The sequence below is a fragment of the Shewanella marina JCM 15074 genome (genome assembly GCF_000614975.1).
Taxonomy (GTDB): domain Bacteria; phylum Pseudomonadota; class Gammaproteobacteria; order Enterobacterales; family Shewanellaceae; genus Shewanella; species Shewanella marina.
Genome location: NZ_BALM01000006.1, coordinates 1 through 19,545, shown reverse-complemented (window position 1 = coordinate 19,545; position 19,545 = coordinate 1). Strand labels below are relative to the sequence as shown.

Genomic DNA, 19,545 nt, shown 5'->3' with positions numbered 1-19,545 from the left:
TAGCGTTTTTTTATTTACAGAGACGGCTCTGTCGTTATCACACTGCCATCTGCAATGTTATATCTAATCTGAAAACGACTATCATCTTCTAACGTAAATAAGCAGGTGCTGCCTGTGGCATTAAGCACACCATTATCTTCAATCGCGACTGAATAACGACAATCACCATTACTATTATTACCACTACAAGTATTGGCACCAACCGGAAACGGGTTAGGCTCCATTATTAATGCAAATACCCCAACACAGCCAGTCCATCGAGTAATACCGTTTATCCCACAACTCGTCACGGCACATTCTGGATAACCTTTATAAAGGCCTATATCATCATTTGTGGTGCTATCATCAGGACCTCGTACAATACCAACATCGGGAATATGCCCCTGTTCAACCATTAACTTACTACGAGTTAATTGAATAGCAGAGCGCATCGCCCCTGCTGTCCCTGTATTCGTTGCAGCGATAGCATCTTCGCTAAGTCCAATAAACTTTGGAGCCGCTACTACGGCAAGCACGCCGAGAATAATAATCACGACAACCAGCTCGACTAAAGTAAAACCTTGCCTCTTCCCTATATACATCGCATTAAATCCTTTATATGCAATAAATTTTGCTTACTGTAAATATCGCCTTATTAAGCTAAAGCTTGAGTTAATGATGATAAAAAGTCTTGATAATAAAAAACGCTAACATGACTGTTAGCGTTTTTATTGGATATATTAATTAGTTAGATAACGTCGATAAACACTTATACCAATATCTAAAATGAAACATTGAGTTTAATAGAACATTTTAAATCTAAGCACAATGATTAAGTGACCTACTTAGGCATGACCCACTTAATGCTTCTCGAAATACCTCATCACACTAATTAACCAAAAATAATCATAGTGCCCGCAACAATTGCAATAGTTGAGATAAAGATCATCTCTTTCCAAATTTTTGCCAAAATACTCATATCATTCTCCGTATTTAACATTCGTTTTATTTAATATTTAAAATACGCCTCATTTTTGAACAATATTCTGATGTAAATCACACTTTTTTGCTTTTTAACTTAATAGATCGTAATTTTATTTTTAGAACAACAGCTAAATAACGTTTATTTAAATTAGAACCCAAAAACATAAAGAGGCCATTAATAGTTAATGGCCTCTTTATGTTTTTATTTAGGTGACTCACAAGCTATTGTTGCCTAGCAATCACTTTATCAATGCGGTTTCCATCTAAAGTCATGACTTCAAAATTCCAACCTTGCCACTGATATTGCTCACCTAATCGAGGTAATGAGCCATGCAACCACTGCAACATGCCATTTAATGTATGGTAATGACCATGTTGCTCTGCAGGGATAGTCTTTAATGACAATCTGTCTTGCAGCTCTGAAATTGGCATTAAGCCGTCTAAAATCAACGAGCCATCTTCGCCAACAACCGCCCATACATCATGAGGGTCAGTCGGTTTGAATTCACCCGCTAATGCCTCAAGTAAATCCTGCAGCGTCACTAAGCCAAGCACTTCACCGTACTCATCCACTACAAACACAATCTGTACACCAGATGCTCTAAATTGTTCCAGCAAAGTAAAGCCGGTAATCGATTCAGGTACATAAACAGCTTTTTGATTATGGCTATATTGCTCAGCAAGTGGTTCATTCGCTAAGTAGTGCTTTAATAGCGTATTAGCACTCGCAATACCAAGAATATTGTCCAAACCACCTTGGCACACAGGGAAGCGGGTATGTTCAGTTGCTGTCACCGTAGCTAAATTGGTTACTAATGACTGGTTAATATCCAAATAAACGATGTCACAACGGGGCGTCATTAATGATGATAATGGCCTATCATCTAAACGAAATACATTACGCACCATTTTCTGTTCATACTGTTCAATCACCCCTTCTGTTGATCCTTCAGCCAGCAGCGCATGAATATCATCTTCCGTAATATTGGCTTGAGTATCGACCTTGCGAGCCAATAACTTAACGACGCTGTCGGTCGACACACTTAATAACCATACGAACGGTTTAGCAAACTTAGCTAAAATAGAGATCGGTTTAGCAATATTACAGGCCAATACTTCTGGATTAAATTGCGCAACACGTTTAGGAATTAACTCACCTAAAACAATAGACACATAAGTTATTCCCACAACCACTAATATGGTTGCACTAATTGATGCAACCTTAGTCGCAACACCTAAGCCAATCAACTGTTGAGCAAGTGGTGCAGCTAATACAGACTCACCTACCACGCCATTTAAAATACCAATAGCAGTGATACCAATTTGAATGGTTGATAAAAATTGAGTGGGATTTTGTTGCAGATCAAGCGCGGTTTGCGCTTTTAAATTTCCTTGTTCAACACGTTTTGTTAAGCGACTTTGACGAGCTGTAACCAATGCAATTTCTGACATTGCAAACAAGCCGTTAAGCAATACCAACCCTAATAGTAAGGCGACGTCCACCTGTATCTCCTGAAAAACTGCGACAATGCAGCAGTTTAAATTTTGCCCTGAACAACACAATAAAGATATGATCGTCGACAACAATCATACAATTATCATATAGAGCGAAATAACGTTTAAACTTAATAGTAAGGTGATTAATACCAATAAAGCTGTAGGATATTGGCACTAAAACAATAAATAACAGAAGGGAGTGATATTAATATCTTATTGTTTTTAAAGTTAATTAATAATATTTTTAATTAATTGCTATAATGACTTAAACAAGATTACTATCATCAACTGATTGAATTTTTTACAATGAATCACAGTAGCTTGAGTGTATAACCATTCACGGCAATCAATGCCTTGCCTAAAGCAGGTTAAATTCCCACTGAATTCTGCAACGTCAAGTAGATTGGGTATATGAGGTAATCATGAATATACGGCAGCATCTGATTTATCTAGAGAAGCACTTACTTAGCCCTGAGGTTCGTACAGATACAAATAAATTAGACCAACTATTGAGTGATGACTTTCTTGAATTTAATAGCCAAGGACACACTTATGGTAAAGCTGAAGTTTTAGCGCGCCTGCCCCATGAGGTAGACCCTCTTATTAGTTTCAATCAACATGATTTTCAATTACGGATGATCAGCCAGATGTGGCGCAATTAACCTATAAAGCCACCATTAACTCTCCAAGTAAAGTCACCCAATATTCATTACGCAGCTCTATCTGGCGACAGCATCAACAGCAGTGGCAATTAGTGTTTCACCAAGGCACCTCTTGTAAACCGTTTAAAGCCCCCAATAATAGTTAGCCAATATGACTCACATTGGCTAACTCATAAATATCGCGCACTATGCTTGATTAACGCTATCAACATCAATAATGCAATTACCCCACTCTTTATCAACTTCCCCTTGAATTGTAACTGTCGTTGCCGGAGTCACCATCAATCCATTAAAGTTTTCAGGACTGATATCTAACGTAATCACACCACTGTTATCTTTAAATTGATATTGGTCATTACCTAATGAAGCAATAATATTACCGGTTAATTCAACAGGACTATCGTTATTGGCTTTTTGCGCAGCAGCGATATTATCAATAATATGCTGCGGCCCAACAAAGCCACCTGATTGATGCGGCTGCTGTGTCATCATTTGTTGCATCATCACTGGTTGACCATTCATCATCTGACCGTTTGCGGGTGTCATATAATGCTGCATCATCGGCTGCTGACCTTGCATCATTCCTTGATTGTTGTAACCCGCTTGATTTGGTGCAATTAAAATAACACTATGATGAGCAACGGGATAACCTTGCATCATACCTTGAGGCGCAACCATGTAGCCTGCATCATGTTAGGTTGCACATTCATTTGTTGGGGATTCGTTTGTTGGCTAGTGGCAGCTGACTCAGCCATCATTTGTGGCTGCACCATCATCGATGTTGGAGCGCTTTGTATTTCAGTGGGGACGGGTTGTTCGGCAGTATTGGCAAATGCTAACGAAGGACTCAATAGTAATGCTATAGCAATATATCTGGTTTTCATTGTCTATTCTCCTAATGGGATAAATTATTTTAGGAGCATGAAAATAAACAGAGAATGTCGCCAACATGAGCTTTAGTTTATTAATTTAATAATGAATCATTACCTGCCATAAGCAAGCCAAATATTCATCAACTATATTTTGTTAAAAACAAAAATGCCGTCTTAAAAGACGGCATTCTATGTGGCATATGATGCTTATTTAACAATGCTTAGCATGTCTACATCAATAGTGCGAGTGCTCCACTCTTTATCAACTTCACCCTTAATCATCACTTTTGATTCAGGGGTAATAGTTAAGCCATTAAAATCTTTATGATCAATTTCAATAGTCATCTCACCAGTTGCATCTTTAAATTGATACTTCTCATTACCTAGTGAAGATAAGATATGACCAGTTAATGTTACAGCAGTATCATCTGGGGCAGTTAATGCCACTGAAACAGTGGTAATCGTGCCTTGACTTGGGCCAACAAAACCACCTTGTGCAGGAACTTGATCATGTGCCATAGCTAAACCAGGTGCAAGCATAAGTGCTAACGCTAAATATCTTTTTTTCATAATAATCCCCTAATCTATTAACTAAATAATAACGAATATCGGATGAAATAGTCATTAAACCCAAATGATCTTTAATTCATTGTAGTCGGACTCTATGCAGTTACGGCATTTTTCATATTCTGTTTTAACTTAAGCAAGCGTATAATGCACCGTTCAAGGGGAGTAACTTAGTTAAGTCATTTTGGCTTTACCAGTCGATCGTCATCTCGTTGTAATGCAAATTACATCCGGTCGCTGGGCAACATTAATGCATCAAGTATTAGCGTTGTTAGTGAGACCTTGCCAGCAGGCAAGGAGTCCTATGTTGTAGTCATTGCGCACTATTTTGTCTGCTGCTGGTTATTTTTATTAATCAAAGGAGCAAAAAATGACGCAATGGTGGATGTGGCTGGTCTTTAGCGCCATTATTCTAATCTTATTATGGGTCGATTTAAAATTTGTCGGTGGTGGCAAATCCCATAAAGTATCAATCAAAGAAGCCGGTATCTGGACCTTAGTTTGGGTCAGTGTCGCGCTATTATTTAATCTTGGTCTCTGGTTCTGGTTTAATCACCATGGCGGAGCTGAGCTTGCACATCATAAATCAGTTGAGTTCTTAACTGGCTATATTCTTGAAAAAGCACTTGCAGTAGACAACGTCTTTGTCTGGCTGATGTTATTTAGCTACTTTGCGATTCCACCGGAACTGCAACGCAGAGTATTGCTTTATGGAGTATTAGGTGCAATAGCACTGCGTACAGTGATGATTTTCTCAGGCAGTTATCTGATCAATCAATTCCATTGGATCCTCTATATCTTTGGTGCATTTTTACTATTTAGCGGGTTAAAAATGCTATTTGATAAGGAAGATGAAGCCCCAGATTTAAATAACAACAAAGTCTTAAACTGGGTCAAAAGTCATATTCGCATTACCGATGAACTCCATGGTGAACGCTTTTTTGTAGTCAAAAATGGCCTTAAATATGCGACACCATTATTACTTGCATTAGTGGTTGTCGAAATCAGCGATGTCATTTTTGCGGTAGACAGTATCCCGGCCATTTTCGCCGTCACCACTGACCCATTCATCGTATTAACCTCAAATATATTTGCCATTATGGGGTTAAGAGCCATGTACTTTTTATTAGCCGGAGTGGCTGATAGATTTGTTCTGCTTAAATATGGCTTAGCCGCCATATTAGCCTTTATTGGAATCAAGATGCTGGTGATGGAATTCTATAAAATCCCAACGCTAGTGGCTTTAGGTGTCATAGCCTCAATTTTAGTGATTACCATGACGGCCAGCTGGTATGTTAGCCGTAAAGCTCCCAGCCAAATCAATTAATCACCATCAAACTTAAAATAAGGTCTGCATCGCAGGCCTTATACCAACTTGATTAAGAAGGTGATCATTCAGCGGGAGTTCAAGGTGCTGTAGACAAGGTAAGTATTTGCTCCTGCAATACTGACATTCACCACATCCATGTGGCTTGCGGACATTTGAACGGAATAGTTATTCTCGGCAACAAGCTCCTGCGTTGCTCTACCTCCGGCATCCATTCAGTCGTATTTTGAAAATGTTCAACGCAGTATACGGCGCCTTGAAACCCGCACGAAGTGAGCTTTTCAGACCTTTCCATTTCGATGTTGCATTGATTTGAAAGGGAATTGCCATTACTGCATCAATGCGCCTAGAACTGAAAAGGCTGACAAGCTCTGAATAGCTCACATCTTTAATCAAATTGGTATTATTCCATTCATCATACCTAACCGCAGTACCTTCTGTGATTCTCGTCACACTTTAATGCTTTTTATAATTAGAAGTATAAACATCTAGACGTCTAGATTGACATAAAACAATTGTTTTCCTACTATTGCCTGCAATGAAACAAATCTAATCAACAATATTGATAATGTCAGCCACCATTCGATAACAATAGGCAGACTAAGAGAGAGCAGATTGACGCAAACGACCACAACAGCAACGAGCCAAGGCTCTTTTATTGCATTACTCCCGCTATTTTTATTCTTAGCGCTATTTATTGGTGCCGGTGTTTACTTCCAGCAGCAAGGTGTTGATTTTGCCTTTTATCAACTACCAAGCGTGATTGCGATTTTACCAGCAATTATTTTGGCTTTAGTGATTTCAAAGCAGAAATTAAACAGTGCAATTGATACCTTTATTGGTGGTATTGGCCATAGCAACATTATTGCGATGTGCCTTATCTATCTATTAGCAGGTGGTTTTGCTGCAGTTGCAAAAGCAACGGGGGGCGTAGATGCGACGGTAGCATTAGGCCTATCACTGATCCCATCTTATCTATTACTACCAGGCTTTTTTGTGATTGCAGGCTTTATTGCAACCGCAATGGGTACATCAATGGGAACTATTGCCGCGGTAGCACCTATTGCTTTAGGCGTCGCTAACGAAGCGCATATTGACGGTGCATTGATGGCTGGCGCGGTATTATCGGGTGCCATTTTTGGTGATAACTTATCGATTATTTCAGACACCACCATTGCAGCAACCCGCACCCAAGGTTGTGATATGAAAGACAAGTTCCGCGAAAACCTCATTTTCGCTATTCCAGCTTGTATTATCACACTGCTTTTGTTTGCTTTTGCAGGCCAAGGCCAAGCTGAATTAACCCAGCAACCAATCGATTTTATTAAAGTATTACCTTACTTAACCATCTTAATTTTAGCAGTAGCCGGCTTAAACGTATTCGTGGTACTGACATTAGGTATCGTATTAGCAGGTATCACCGGCTTTGCAACAATGGATTACGGCGTGATCCAGTTCGGTAAAGATATCTACGCAGGTTTTAGTAACATGCAAGAGATCTTCATCTTATCTATGTTAGTGGGTGGTTTAGCAGCGTTAATGCAGCAACAAGGCGGTCTAGCATTTGTAAGCAACCAAGTGAACAAACTGATTGGTCGTTTTTCAAAAGCGAAAGGTGCAGCATCATGCCGCGCAGCTGAATTAGGCATTGCAGGTATCGTGGCAACCACTAACGCATGTGTGGCAAATAACACGGTTTCAATTGTAGTGAGTGGCGATATTGCTAAAGAACTTGCGCAAAAACACCATGTTTCGGCTAAGCGTTCTGCCAGTGTGATGGATATTTTCTCTTGCATCGTACAGGGATTAATTCCTTATGGCGCACAAGCACTATTAATTGCTTCAACCTTTGCAATTAGCCAGTAGATGCCATTAGCCACGCTTGGTACTGTATGGTACTTGCCGTTGTCGCTGTATTTATTGTGATTTTACGTCCACGTCCAACACGTGACTAGGATAGGTTAATTAATCGGTAACGGTTTAAATTTTATTCGAATTCGACTAAGGTCTAATAAGAGAGGCGCTATTTTAGCCCTCTCTTAACCTTGGAAAATTAGAGTAATGGCAAACCTAAAAATAGATAAGCTTACCTCGCTCGACCTCCAAAGCTTGCTCAGTTTTATTGGCATTAGCTGTATGTTAGTTGCTTTATTCGCTATCAGCGTGAGCATCATTAATCACCTTAGTCAGCATGGCTGGCAGTTATTTTTATTAACCCCACAAATACTCAGTAATTATCTCCACTCACCACTTGCAATTGTTTATAACCTTGCCATTTTAATTGCGGGGATTGGCTGCTTACTTTGCTCTATCTGTCTCGCGCTATTAAAAATAAATGCTTACTTCCAGCTAGTGGCTATTTTCTCCAGCACTACTGCAATAACCTTAATACTCCAAGGTATTTTTCCCAGTAATTATTTAGCCATCAATAGTCTGCTTTATTACTGCTGGATCATCTGTAGCACGCTATTATTTTTATTAGTTTTTGTGTCATATATGACTCAGCAACAAGTCATAGGGATCTACATGCTAACGCTATCTGCATTAGGTTTTTTTTCAGGGCTATTATTACTGGGCCAATTAAACTTCCACCAATTTACCATTCCGACTTGCCAAATAAATGGCCAAGATTTTTGCAAATTCTCCGTTATAATGTGGCTTCACTTTCAAATTAGCTTATGGTGGTTTGTCATGATGGGCTTAAAGTGTCGCCAACTGGCTATCGGTCACTACCAACGCCACGCTCGTTCTCAATTATATGGATAATTTATGGCTTATATGCGCTTGGCCCAGTACCTTGCATTAACTGGACTATGCTCCCGTAAACAAGCTGGTCGTTACATTACCGATGGCGCCATTACATTTGATGGCCAACCTGCACAACACATTGACCGTATTGAGGTCAGCCAAGCGGCTCAACATGATATTCGTTGCCATGGCCAAAAAGTTGGATTACCTGAAAGCAAAAGTTATTGGTTATTTAATAAGCCTGTCGGCGTCGATTGTCGTTTGCTTGAACATGATGCCAATAGCCTACTGCATCTATTACCAACGTCTCCAAGACTGTTCCCCGTTGGTCGCTTAGACAAAGATTCACGTGGCTTATTATTACTGACCAATGATGGCGCCTTATCGCATAAGTTAATGCATCCTGATTTTTATCATCATAAGACTTATCAAGTACAAGTTAATCAAGCCATTGATGACAATTTTATTCAGAAAATGAGCCAAGGTGTGGCTTACAAAGATGTTGTGACTCGGCCATGTCAGGTTAGACAGCTTAACGCCGATCAATTTGAAATTGTATTAACCCAAGGGCTAAATAGACAAATTAGACGGATGAGTCAGGCTTTAGGCTATCATGTAATTGATTTAAATCGGACAGACTTAATGCAACTGAATTTAGGCGAGTTAGCCATGGGCGAAATGCGCCAATTAGAGACTGCTGAAGTAGCAAGCTTATGGGCTTCATTAGCTTGAAAAAAAACGGTGAACTGAGTTCACCGTTTTTAAAACGTTAACTCACAATCTATTCGTCGCGAGTCAGTACTTCTAATAGCTCAATCTCAAAGTTTAAATCTGAGTTTGGTGCAATATGAGGGCCCATCTGGCGCTCACCATAAGCAAGGTGTGCAGGTACGGCTAAACGACGCTTACCACCCACTTTCATCCCGATAATACCGATATCCCAACCTTTGATCACACGGCCAGTGCCAATCACGCACTGGAATGGGCGACCACGGTCATATGATGAATCAAATTGAGTGCCATCTAATAATGTACCAACGTAATGTGCAGTAATTAATGCGCCTTTTACCGCTTCTTTACCTTCACCAACCACTAAGTCTGTGATTTCTAATTCAGCTGTCATGTTATTTCTCTATCTAGATTAAATAATTACTATTTTAACACAGGCCTAATCACTGCAAATGTAATTTAAACAAAATGATAAAAAGAGAACTTAATCCCAGTGAAAATGTGATTGGCACGTATGATGTGTCATTCATTCTCAAAAAGACTGAGTTATACCATGAACCATCTAGATTTAATCAGTGCTTGCCGTGAAGATTGGGATGCATACACCCAACACACTTTCGTTCAACAACTCGGGCAAGCAACTTTAAAACCACACTGTTTTTTACACTATCTCAAACAAGATTTCTTATTCTTAAAACAATATGCACGCGCCTACGCATTAGCGATCTATAAAGCCCGCACGTTTACTGAAATGCGCTACGCCCTAAATAGCGTATATCAATTACTCGACTCTGAAATTGCTCATCATATTCAATATTGCCAACAATGGCAGTTAACTGAAGCTGACTTAGAAACAGAAGTTGAAGACTTTGGTACCGTAGCCTATACCCGTTATGTACTCGATGCGGGCATGCGTGGCGATATAGTTGAGTTGTATGCAGCTCTAGCGCCTTGCGCCTTAGGCTATGCAGAAATTGGCCGCCACTTATTAGCAGATAACAGCATAGACTTGAGCAATCATCCTTATGCTAGCTGGATTACTCTTTATAGCGATAATGAGTTCCAACAAGGTGTAACAAAAACCATTGAACATCTTGACCATTTACTGGCTGAAATTGATATCAATAGCCAGCGTGGCCAAGATATTACCATGGTATTTAATACCGCAACCCGAATGGAAATCGCTTTCTGGCAACAGGGACTCAATGCCTAAACAAAAAGCCCTAACATAAGTTAGGGCTTTAAATATCAATCTAAATGGCCGTTATTTCACGATAACCATCTCTTCAAGTAGGTTATCAGCATTATCCAAATACTCCATCACCCACAACATATAACGGCTATCCACTTGAATAGAACGATTTGAATCATCGTTATACGCCCAATCACCAATAATACTTTCATAGACGCCATCAAACAGCAGTCCCACTAATTCAGCACGGCCATTTAATGTTGGCGAGCCCGAGTTACCACCAGTGGTATCAAGAGTTGATAAGAAGTTTACAGGTACAGAGCCAACCGATTCTACGTAGTAATCACCATATTGCTTTTGCTCTATTAATTCTAATTGCTTCGCAGGTGCATCAAATGGATCTGCGCCCGTATCTTTAGCTGTAATGCCCTCAAGCGTGGTAAATGGCACCGCATACATACCATCTTGCGGCATATAACCTTTTACGTGACCGACCGTGACCCGTAAGCTTGAATTTGCATCTGCATATACAGGCTTACCTTGCGCTTTATTATAAGCAATAATTGCGGCCATATATTGCGGTCTAATTTTCATTAACTCGCCATAAAGCTGCTTATCTTTGCGCTCTTGCTCCATATCTGTGTCATACATAGCCACGGCAATTTTGATAAACGGATCGTTAGAGGCTTTGAAATCAGCCACTGACTTATCCATCCATTGCATACGTACCGCTTTATCACTTAATTGAGTTTGCGCATAGAAGTTTGCTAAGGTCTTTTTCAGCTTGGCAGCATCAAATGTGTTATCAATACCAAATGCTTTATCTAACGCTGGTAGGTGTTCAGACTGTGGTAATTTGGCATAACGACTCAATATATCAAGTACGATTTGCTGCTCGACTTTAGCCGAGTAGCGGCGATCAATACGCGCTAAACCTTGCTCAAATTGCACCATATCACGTGCTTGATAACCCGGTTCACGTGCCATATCATCAAGCTGTTTTTCATTGGCTAATCGGTATAGTTTTTTCGCCGTTGATAGCATTTGGCTGTAGCCTAAATAAGCGAGCAATAGTTCACGTTCATGATTAGCTTGGCTTTGGGCAATTAGCTGCTCAAGCGCGGTTAATGTTGAACCATATTGCTGCTTAAGTTTGGTATCTGAATTAATCCATTTTGCCAGCTCAGCTTCTTGAGATTGGCGATCCGCTAACATAGCCGACTTACCGTAAAACTCGATCATTGAACCATAATTTTTGGCGTAATTAGCGAGTCCCGCTAAAGTACTTTCGTACTTGATACGGTCTTCACTTCCTTCTGGTGCAGTAGTTTTAATAATGTTGATGATCTGTTCACGCAACATTTTAGCTTCGGGATACTGCCACTCAAAAGTATGCTCAACTTCATCTGCTGTGCGATAACGATTAGTACGACCTGGGTAGCCCGCCACCATCACAAAGTCACCAGCTGCCACGCCTTTAGCTGACACCTTTAAGAAACTCTTTGGCTCATAAGGGACATTATCTTTACTGAAATCTGCGGGCTTACCATCTTTACCCACATAAGCACGATAAAATGAGAAATCACCGGTATGACGTGGCCACATCCAGTTATCGATATCGCCACCGTATTTGCCGACACTACCTGCTGGGTTATAGGTTAAGCGCACATCTCGGATCTCTAATTGCTTAACTAGATAATACTCAAGTCCACCATGGAAGCTATAAACCTTACAACGGTAACCATCTGTTTGCTCACATTCAGCTACAAGCGCTTTTTCATTCTGCTCAACGCCTTTATAAAACGCCTTACCGGATTTACCGGCTAAGCCTTGATTCACCTCAGCTGTCACATCGGTCACGTCTTCGGTGACATAGATACGAGAACCCGGCGTTGCAGGTAATTCATCCGCATAGGTTTTCGCTAAAAAACCATCTTTAAGGAGATTTTTTTCTGCAGTAGAGTTGTATTGAATCGCGCCATAAGCACAGTGATGGTTAGTCACTACTAACCCTTTTGGCGACACAAACGAAGCTGTACAACCGCCTAAACTGATCACCGCATTCATTGGAAATTCGGTCAGCTTAGAGATTGATGCTGCATCTATCTCTAACCCTTTTGCTTTTAATTCATCCGCCATTGATGGCAACTGATGCGGTTGCCACATTCCTTCATCTGCTTGCGCACTAAAAGCTGTCAGTACGCTCGCTGCAATAAGCCATTTTTTCATTATATTAAATCCATTTTTTAGTTATATAAGCACTCTCATTCCGTATCGTAGGGCAATAAAAAAGTCGAGCACATTGGCTCGACTTTATCATAAAGTTAATTATCTGTAATTTTCAATTAACATCCACTTACATTAATCACTAACCCCAAGCGGAGACGAGCTGTGCAGCAATAATGACGACACCAAAGATAGCCGCTAGCATTAATGCAACATGACCGCCCATCACCTGATAACCGGTTTGGATTTGTTGACGCTGCTTATAAGCCATTGCAATCGGCAAGAACACGATAAATACCACTAATGATATTGCCGCATATCCCAAAATAGCGACAAAGCCTTCAGGCATAAATAACGCTAATGCTAATGGTGGAACAAAAGTTAATAACCAAGTACCAATACGGCCATTTAACTTATTGTTTGACCCCACAAGTTCAGCAATATAATCAAACAAACTTAAGGTTACCCCTAGGAATGATGTCACTAACGCTAAATCAGCAAAAATTGAGATGGCATTACTGATAAATGGGTTTGCGCTGATTTGCTGTAGGGCATCAATTAACTTCGACAGTGAACCACCAAATAAGCTAATTTCATTCGCGCCAACAGTCCCTAATGTCACCACTAACCATAAGATATAGCACACTAATGGAATCGCAGAACCAATCAATAATACTTTACGTAATGAGGCCGTATCGCCATCTAAATAACGCACTAATGTTGCAATACACACATGGAAACCAAATGAGGTAAATACCACTGGAATCGCTACCATCCAAGGATGGCTCGAACTGCTATCTCGCACCACTTCTAGCATTTGTGATGGGCTAGACTCTGGTAATAAGAACACCACCACCATCACCAATAACACAATCATCACACTGAATAATAATCGCGATAATTTATCAACCCAAGCCACACCTAATGCTGCAAAGATGCCTAAACCTAAAGCAAACAGTAATACGGCTATCTCATTACTAATCGTAAAATTAAATAATGACTCAGCTCTGAGCATTAATAATGATGCGCCGCCAGTAAGATAAGCCGCAGTTAACGCAAACAGTAAACTTAAGAATGCCGCACTTTGAATCAATTGCCCCTTACGGCCAAGTAACTTGCCGCAAATAGCATGAAAGTTCTCACCAACACCTGAGCGCAAGTTAAGTTCTAGCATCAATAATGAGGTATAAGCTGACAAGCCCCATACCAATAACATCAATATACTGGCGGGAATGATCCCTAATGCCGCGGTCGCTAATGGCAGTGCTAGCATGCCCGCACCAATTGCCGTCCCCGACACAATGGCAATAGAGCCTAATTGTTTTAAATTCACAGAATTGTCCTAATATGTAGTTTTATTTTTTAAGGGCAGAATGTAGAGATTAAAGAATGGTACGAGTGATATGAAAGGTAGTTTGGAATTATTTCAATATCGGCGTCCAATCGAGTCTAACCACACCCCAAGTGCGATTTCAATTGGCCCCAATAGTCTGGCGATAGCTATCAACCCACTATTGGGGCTGGCTAAATCGACTCCCGAATACGAACTGTTTGTTCAACATTTACCTTCCATAAAAACCTATGTCTGGCATGGACATTAACAGAGCTTTAGAAAACACTCAACCAACATTAGCAATAATTTTTTAACCACCTAACTGCGTCACATTTTTTGTCTATATTACAGGCATAAAAAAAGGGAGCTTTACGCTCCTTTATCGGGGTCTTATAGTTTATTCAACTTCAGACATTGAAATTTCTAGCACTCTTGCAAGACCTTCACCGTAAGCACGATCTGCTTTCAAACAGTTCTGAATATGACGAATTTGAATATGACGGTCTGCACCACCAATTGCACGAGCTGTGTTACCAAATAAACGCTCTTGCTCATCAGCTTTCATTAGGCGGAATAGATCACCCGCTTGGCTGTAATGGTCATCTTCTTTATGACTATAACGGTCAGCATCGCCATAAAGTTTTAATGGTGGCTCGCTAAAATCAGGTTGCTCAGCCCACTCTTGTTGGCTATTTGGCTCATAACCAATAGTGCGGCCGGCATTTGAACTTGTGTTCATTAGACCATCACGGTGATATGAGTGGAACGGACATTTTGGTGCATTCACATCAATCTGGCTATGATTTACGCCTAAACGATAACGCTGCGCATCACCGTATGAGAATAAACGGCCTTGCAGCATTTTATCTGGTGAGAAACCAATGCCCGGTACAATTGTTGTTGGTGCAAAAGCTGCTTGCTCAACATCAGCAAAGTAGTTGTCAGGGTTACGGTTTAGCTCAAACTCACCCACTTGGATCAGCGGATAATCACCATGTGGCCATACTTTAGTTAAGTCAAATGGGTTGATATGGTAAGTTTGTGCTTCCTCTTCGCTCATTACCTGAATGAACATAGTCCATTTAGGGAAATCACCTTTATCAATCGCATTTAATAGATCTTCTTGATGACTTTCACGGTTATCAGCCACAATTTCAGCTGCTTCGGCATCAGTTAAGTTTTGAATGCCTTGCTGAGTTTTAAAGTGGAACTTCACATAATAACGTTGGTTATCAGCACTGATTAAGCTATAAGTGTGTGAACCAAAACCATCCATATGACGATATGACTTAGGTAAACCACGGTCACCCATAGTAATCGTCACCTGGTGTAATGCTTCTGGTGATAATGTCCAGAAATCCCAGTTGTTATTAGCACTACGCATATTAGTACGTGGATCGCGCTTTACTGCATGGTTTAGGTCTGGGAATTTTAATGGATCTTTTAAGAAGAATACTGGTGTGTTGTTACCCACTAAGTCCCAGTTACCTTGTTCGGTATAAAACTTCATCGCAAAGCCACGAATATCACGCTCAGCATCAGCCGCACCGCGCTCACCAGCCACAGTAGAGAAACGAACGAACATTGGAGTTTGCTTACCAACACCATTAAACATCATCGCTTTAGTGTATTTGCTAATGTCATGAGTTAGGGTAAAAGTACCGTGAGCACCAGAACCTTTAGCGTGCATACGACGCTCAGGGATCACTTCACGATCAAAGTGAGCTAGCTTCTCTAGGAACCATGCATCTTGAAGTAGCATTGGGCCACGTGGGCCAGCGGTTAAAACATCTTGGTTATTTGATACTGGTGCACCAAACGCTGTAGTTAACTTCTTAGTCATACCCTATCCTCAATTAAAACTTATGATCAGCAACTGGAATAATCTCCTAGCAACAAATCACAACAATATCCTTAAGTTGTAGCGCCGCAGAATAGATGATTTATTAATGTTAAAACTTTGATTAAGAACAAGGTTTATAATTAATAAATGTTACATTTATTTGCAAAGCCACTCTTCTATAATGTCGTGTATGGTTGCCATATCAACGTCCTTTCGCTTCGAATTGAGTTAATAGTAAGCTCAAACATTAATTAATAAAAGTAATCAAAATAGATAACTTTGATTTGTAAATTAGATTAGATAAAGTGTAGCGTTACTGCTAAGGGGAGTAAAAAGGAAGCATTGGCAAATAACTGCAATCGTTATTTGCCTTCATTAATACCGCATTACTTGAAATGGCTTAGGGATAGGACTAGCGCTTAACAATTGCAGCGGTCATGCGCGATATACAGCTTAACTCACCCGCACTATTATAAATATGCACTTGCCATACAGAGCTACGTTTACCTAAATGAACGGCGGTAGCGACCGCAGTCAATTCACCATTACGCGCCGCTTTTAAATGGTTAGCATTGATCTCTTGACCAACACAATAGTACTCGGTGAAATCAATCGCAAAATTAGCGGCATAACTTGCCACTGTTTCCGCTAACACCACATTTGCACCACCGTGAACAATCCCTAACGGATTATGTACCGCAGGGGTTGCAGGCATAGTCGCCTTTAAATAATCATCCCCAATTTCGGTAATTTTGATGCCAAGGGTTTGCATTAACGTGCCCTTGCCATGCATGCCCTCATCTAACTTTTCACAATCTGCGACAGTAAAGGGTCTAAACCAAATACTCATTGTTACTTCCTTTTTATTGTGCCTGAAACAAAAAAGCCCTGATGACCTATGATGGCATTCAGGGCTTAGCAGAGTACAGATATTATTATGTTTTTATATTTTCAACAGACGTTTATTACGACTTATTTATAGATCCGCTACAGCAGCTAACGTTAAACGAATCATATCGTTTAGCGTTTGCTGACGCTCTTCAGCCGTTAAATGCAAACCTAAACGAATATGATCAGTCACTGTCATCATCGCTAACGCTTTCGCGCCATATTCAGCTGCTACTGCGTATAGACCAGCCGCTTCCATTTCAACGCCTAACATGCCGTATTTTTCCATGAGGTCATAACGGCCTTCATCTGCGCTATAGAATAGATCTGATGAATAGAGGTTACCCACATGGTAGCTCACACCTTGAGCTTCAGCTGCATCTGCAGCACGACGTAATAAGTTAAAGTCGGCAATCATCGCAAAATCAGTGCCAGGGAAACGAGTACGATTGACCGCAGAATCAGTGCTCGCGCCCATCGCCATGACCACGTCCATTAATTTAATGTCGTTGCTAATTGCGCCGCATGAACCAATACGAATAATGTTTTCAACACCGTATTCAGTAATCAGCTCTTTGGCATAAATAGAGATTGAAGGAATGCCCATACCCGACCCCATTACCGAGATCTTTTTACCTTGATAATAGCCAGTGTAACCAAGCATATTGCGCACATCCGTCACTAATACTGCATCTTCTAAGAAGTTTTCAGCAATATATTTAGCACGTAATGGGTCGCCCGGCATCAGTACTGTTTTAGCAAAAGCATCAGCGGCTGCATTAATATGTGGGGTCATGGGTTAAGCTCCTAAACTAAATAATAAACCAGCGATTGTGCCACTCATTAAGTTGGCAAGTGCTGCGGCAATCAAGGCTTTAGCGCCTATTTCACCTAAATCTTTACGGCGCTCTGGTGCTAATGCAGACAGACCACCAATCACCATGGCTAATGAACCAATATTGGCAAAGCCACATAAAGCGAAACTGATAATAACTTGGGTTTTTTCAGATAACTCATCAGCGACTTTTAAGAAATCAACGTAAGCCACAAACTCGTTAATCACCATCTTTTGGCCAATAAATGAAGCGGCAGTCGTTGCTTCACTCCACGGCACACCCATTAACCAAGCTAATGGTGCAAGCAGTACGCCCAGCATGGCTTGTAAAGTTAAATCATCAAAACCAAACCAAGCACCAACACCACCAATTAAGCCGTTAACTAAGGCAATTAAGCCCACAAAGGCAATTAATAATGCGGCTACGTTTAATACCTGCTGCATACCCATTGCGGCGCCACCGGCAGCGGCATCAAGTACGTTTTCAGGCATATCTTCTTGATCTTTTAGTGCTTGTTTAATGTCATTGTTTGGCGTTTCAGTTTCTGGCCACATTAACTTGGCAAACAATAAACCTGCTGGCGCGGTCATGAACGCTGCTGTCAGCACATACTTAACATCAATACCTAAATTGATATAACCAATCATGGTGCCGCCAGCAACAGAGGCTAAACCACCTGTCATCACGGCAAATAACTCTGAACGAGTCATACGTTTAATAAATGGCCGCACCATTGATGGCGCTTCAATAGGGCCAACTAAGATATTGGCCGTAGCAGATAATGATTCTGCGTGGCTTGTGCCTAATAGGCGTGACAGTATACCGCCAACAACACCAATCACCTTTTGCATGATGCCAAGGTAATACAGTACGGCGATTAATGATGAAATAAAGACAACAACGCTTAATACGTTAATGACGAAAATGAAACCTACGCTATATTTAGCTAAGTCTCCAAATACAAATGCTAAGCCTTGGTTACCGTAATTAATCACATGCATTACGGCACTTGAAGCACCATCAAGCATAGTCTGACCGGCTGGTACATACATCACGAATGCGCCAAAGGCTAATTGGAAAGCAAGTGCACCCAACACGGTACGAGGTTTGATCGCGCGGCGGTGCTCAGAAAGTAAAATAGCTAAGCCGATTAAGCTCAACATGCCAACAATACTGATGAAAACATCCATACATTTTGTTCCAATAGATTAGGTACTGGCAGCAGTGTATCTATCGGGTAAAATGCGGCAAGAGATCTACATCACCATAACAAACATATTTTCAAAAAAACTAATCAAACACCACCTAATTCACATTAACATCAATATAATCACAACATTAGCAATCAAGCTACTCAACTAAAAGAACAAAAAGCAATCCAATATCACCAAATATCAAAACCAAAGTATCAAATTGTATTGCTATTATTTGAGTTGTGATCGGTTATAAAAATAAATTTTGAACGTAAAGAAATAACAATATAGTAATTTTATTACACGTTAAACCTATCATTACCTCGTTACAAGGTCGCAATTGCTCTGCAAATCAATGGATATTGCCAACGACAACAATAAGCCCACATCTCGCTCAGCCATCAACCAAGATTTAAATATTCATGATAATAACGATGACTTATCTAAAAAAAACACTCGAAAACCGAGATTGAGTGCAAAACCAATACTTATCCACTAATACAAATGTGGTAAACCATTTTAATGATATAAATAATGACTTAAATTAATTTAAATGACGAATTAAAACATTACTCAAAAATAATTAAATAATATTTCAACCTTACCAACCCACCTTAAAAAGGATAAAGCCCAAGCTATACATACATCATTGAAAAGTCATATTTAAAA

The 19,545-nt window shown here is 40.3% G+C and carries 18 protein-coding genes and 1 pseudogene; 7 read left to right on the top strand and 12 right to left on the bottom strand.

Annotated features, from left to right (window positions below):
- Positions 1-14: 14 nt before the first annotated feature.
- Complete coding sequence (locus JCM15074_RS23490) at positions 15-581, bottom strand: type II secretion system protein (protein WP_051536846.1); 567 nt, start codon at positions 579-581, stop codon at positions 15-17.
- A 604-nt stretch (positions 582-1,185) separates the two neighbouring features.
- Positions 1,186-2,466 carry a hemolysin family protein gene (locus tag JCM15074_RS21215; protein WP_037469251.1) on the bottom strand — a complete coding sequence of 427 codons (1,281 nt, stop codon included), beginning with the start codon at positions 2,464-2,466 and terminating at the stop codon, positions 1,186-1,188.
- A gap of 416 nt (positions 2,467-2,882) precedes the next feature.
- On the opposite strand from JCM15074_RS21215, the gene JCM15074_RS24825 reads away from it, so the two are divergent.
- Together JCM15074_RS24825 and JCM15074_RS24820 are read left to right on the top strand one after the other, a co-directional pair.
- Positions 2,883-3,122, top strand: coding sequence for a nuclear transport factor 2 family protein (locus tag JCM15074_RS24825; RefSeq protein WP_051536845.1), 240 nt, complete (start codon positions 2,883-2,885; stop codon positions 3,120-3,122).
- Entirely contained in the window at positions 3,110-3,268 is a 159-nt protein-coding gene (locus JCM15074_RS24820; protein WP_234400173.1) for a hypothetical protein, read from the top strand. The genes JCM15074_RS24825 and JCM15074_RS24820 overlap by 13 nt, the downstream gene beginning before the upstream one ends.
- Positions 3,269-3,308: 40 nt before the next feature.
- Here the strand turns inward: JCM15074_RS24820 and JCM15074_RS21205 are convergent, their stop codons facing one another.
- The 3 genes from JCM15074_RS21205 to JCM15074_RS06375 all read right to left on the bottom strand — a co-directional run bounded on the left by JCM15074_RS21205 (position 3,309) and on the right by JCM15074_RS06375 (position 4,564).
- Positions 3,309-3,800, bottom strand: coding sequence for a NirD/YgiW/YdeI family stress tolerance protein (locus JCM15074_RS21205; protein WP_025820471.1), 492 nt, complete (start codon positions 3,798-3,800; stop codon positions 3,309-3,311).
- Positions 3,779-4,006: a hypothetical protein gene (locus tag JCM15074_RS06380; protein WP_025820470.1), complete on the bottom strand. Its 228-nt coding sequence runs from the start codon at positions 4,004-4,006 to the stop codon at positions 3,779-3,781. Before JCM15074_RS06380 ends, JCM15074_RS21205 begins: the two co-directional genes overlap by 22 nt.
- Positions 4,007-4,201: 195 nt before the next feature.
- Positions 4,202-4,564: a YgiW/YdeI family stress tolerance OB fold protein gene (locus JCM15074_RS06375; protein ID WP_025820469.1), complete on the bottom strand. Its 363-nt coding sequence runs from the start codon at positions 4,562-4,564 to the stop codon at positions 4,202-4,204.
- Between the two features lie 367 nt (positions 4,565-4,931).
- Here JCM15074_RS06375 and JCM15074_RS06370 point away from each other — a divergent pair, with 367 nt between their 5' ends.
- The 4 genes and pseudogenes from JCM15074_RS06370 (at position 4,932) to JCM15074_RS06350 (ending at position 9,368) form a co-directional block, all read left to right on the top strand.
- Positions 4,932-5,888, top strand: coding sequence for a TerC family protein (locus JCM15074_RS06370; protein ID WP_025820468.1), 957 nt, complete (start codon positions 4,932-4,934; stop codon positions 5,886-5,888).
- A 615-nt stretch (positions 5,889-6,503) separates the two neighbouring features.
- Positions 6,504-7,843: pseudogene (locus tag JCM15074_RS21200) on the top strand (Na+/H+ antiporter NhaC family protein).
- Positions 7,844-7,949: 106 nt separating this feature from the next.
- Positions 7,950-8,654, top strand: coding sequence for a hypothetical protein (locus JCM15074_RS06355; protein ID WP_025820466.1), 705 nt, complete (start codon positions 7,950-7,952; stop codon positions 8,652-8,654).
- 12 nt (positions 8,655-8,666) lie between these two features.
- Positions 8,667-9,368, top strand: a complete 702-nt coding sequence (locus JCM15074_RS06350) for a 23S rRNA pseudouridine(2604) synthase RluF (RefSeq protein WP_025820465.1) — start codon at positions 8,667-8,669, stop codon at positions 9,366-9,368.
- A 49-nt stretch (positions 9,369-9,417) separates the two neighbouring features.
- On the opposite strand, the gene JCM15074_RS06345 is transcribed toward JCM15074_RS06350, so the two are convergent.
- Positions 9,418-9,759, bottom strand: a complete 342-nt coding sequence (locus JCM15074_RS06345) for an FKBP-type peptidyl-prolyl cis-trans isomerase (protein WP_025820464.1) — start codon at positions 9,757-9,759, stop codon at positions 9,418-9,420.
- Positions 9,760-9,918: 159 nt separating this feature from the next.
- Between JCM15074_RS06345 and tenA the strand changes: the two genes are divergently transcribed.
- Entirely contained in the window at positions 9,919-10,578 is a 660-nt protein-coding gene (tenA, locus tag JCM15074_RS06340) for a thiaminase II (protein ID WP_025820463.1), read from the top strand.
- Between the two features lie 51 nt (positions 10,579-10,629).
- On the opposite strand, the gene JCM15074_RS06335 is transcribed toward tenA, so the two are convergent.
- From JCM15074_RS06335 to JCM15074_RS06310, 6 genes are all read right to left on the bottom strand, one after another.
- Entirely contained in the window at positions 10,630-12,786 is a 2,157-nt protein-coding gene (locus tag JCM15074_RS06335; protein ID WP_025820462.1) for a S46 family peptidase, read from the bottom strand.
- A 139-nt stretch (positions 12,787-12,925) separates the two neighbouring features.
- The gene (locus JCM15074_RS06330) at positions 12,926-14,116 is read right to left on the bottom strand and encodes an amino acid permease (protein WP_025820461.1); all 1,191 of its coding nucleotides are present in this window, start codon (positions 14,114-14,116) and stop codon (positions 12,926-12,928) included.
- Positions 14,117-14,513: 397 nt separating this feature from the next.
- The gene (locus JCM15074_RS06325; RefSeq protein WP_025820460.1) at positions 14,514-15,959 is read right to left on the bottom strand and encodes a catalase; all 1,446 of its coding nucleotides are present in this window, start codon (positions 15,957-15,959) and stop codon (positions 14,514-14,516) included.
- A 412-nt stretch (positions 15,960-16,371) separates the two neighbouring features.
- Positions 16,372-16,809, bottom strand: coding sequence for a PaaI family thioesterase (locus tag JCM15074_RS06320; protein WP_025820459.1), 438 nt, complete (start codon positions 16,807-16,809; stop codon positions 16,372-16,374).
- A 126-nt stretch (positions 16,810-16,935) separates the two neighbouring features.
- Complete coding sequence (gene deoD, locus JCM15074_RS06315) at positions 16,936-17,643, bottom strand: purine-nucleoside phosphorylase (RefSeq protein ID WP_025820458.1); 708 nt, start codon at positions 17,641-17,643, stop codon at positions 16,936-16,938.
- Between the two features lie 3 nt (positions 17,644-17,646).
- A complete protein-coding gene (locus JCM15074_RS06310) occupies positions 17,647-18,873 on the bottom strand; it encodes a NupC/NupG family nucleoside CNT transporter (protein ID WP_025820457.1) in 1,227 nt (408 codons plus the stop codon).
- Positions 18,874-19,545 lie beyond the last annotated feature (672 nt).

Excerpts from the sequence above, each read along its gene's own strand:
- JCM15074_RS23490 (WP_051536846.1), bottom strand. The coding sequence starts at position 581 with ATGTATATAGGGAAGAGGCAAGGTTTTACTTTAGTCGAGCTGGTTGTC.
- JCM15074_RS24825 (WP_051536845.1), top strand. The coding sequence starts at position 2,883 with ATGAATATACGGCAGCATCTGATTTATCTAGAGAAGCACTTACTTAGC.
- JCM15074_RS21205 (WP_025820471.1), bottom strand. The coding sequence starts at position 3,800 with ATGGTTGCGCCTCAAGGTATGATGCAAGGTTATCCCGTTGCTCATCAT.
- JCM15074_RS06380 (WP_025820470.1), bottom strand. The coding sequence starts at position 4,006 with ATGAAAACCAGATATATTGCTATAGCATTACTATTGAGTCCTTCGTTA.
- JCM15074_RS06375 (WP_025820469.1), bottom strand. The coding sequence starts at position 4,564 with ATGAAAAAAAGATATTTAGCGTTAGCACTTATGCTTGCACCTGGTTTA.
- JCM15074_RS06370 (WP_025820468.1), top strand. The coding sequence starts at position 4,932 with ATGACGCAATGGTGGATGTGGCTGGTCTTTAGCGCCATTATTCTAATC.
- JCM15074_RS06355 (WP_025820466.1), top strand. The coding sequence starts at position 7,950 with ATGGCAAACCTAAAAATAGATAAGCTTACCTCGCTCGACCTCCAAAGC.
- JCM15074_RS06350 (WP_025820465.1), top strand. The coding sequence starts at position 8,667 with ATGCGCTTGGCCCAGTACCTTGCATTAACTGGACTATGCTCCCGTAAA.
- JCM15074_RS06345 (WP_025820464.1), bottom strand. The coding sequence starts at position 9,759 with ATGACAGCTGAATTAGAAATCACAGACTTAGTGGTTGGTGAAGGTAAA.
- tenA (WP_025820463.1), top strand. The coding sequence starts at position 9,919 with ATGAACCATCTAGATTTAATCAGTGCTTGCCGTGAAGATTGGGATGCA.
- JCM15074_RS06335 (WP_025820462.1), bottom strand. The coding sequence starts at position 12,786 with ATGAAAAAATGGCTTATTGCAGCGAGCGTACTGACAGCTTTTAGTGCG.
- JCM15074_RS06325 (WP_025820460.1), bottom strand. The coding sequence starts at position 15,959 with ATGACTAAGAAGTTAACTACAGCGTTTGGTGCACCAGTATCAAATAAC.
- JCM15074_RS06320 (WP_025820459.1), bottom strand. The coding sequence starts at position 16,809 with ATGAGTATTTGGTTTAGACCCTTTACTGTCGCAGATTGTGAAAAGTTA.
- deoD (WP_025820458.1), bottom strand. The coding sequence starts at position 17,643 with ATGACCCCACATATTAATGCAGCCGCTGATGCTTTTGCTAAAACAGTA.
- JCM15074_RS06310 (WP_025820457.1), bottom strand. The coding sequence starts at position 18,873 with ATGGATGTTTTCATCAGTATTGTTGGCATGTTGAGCTTAATCGGCTTA.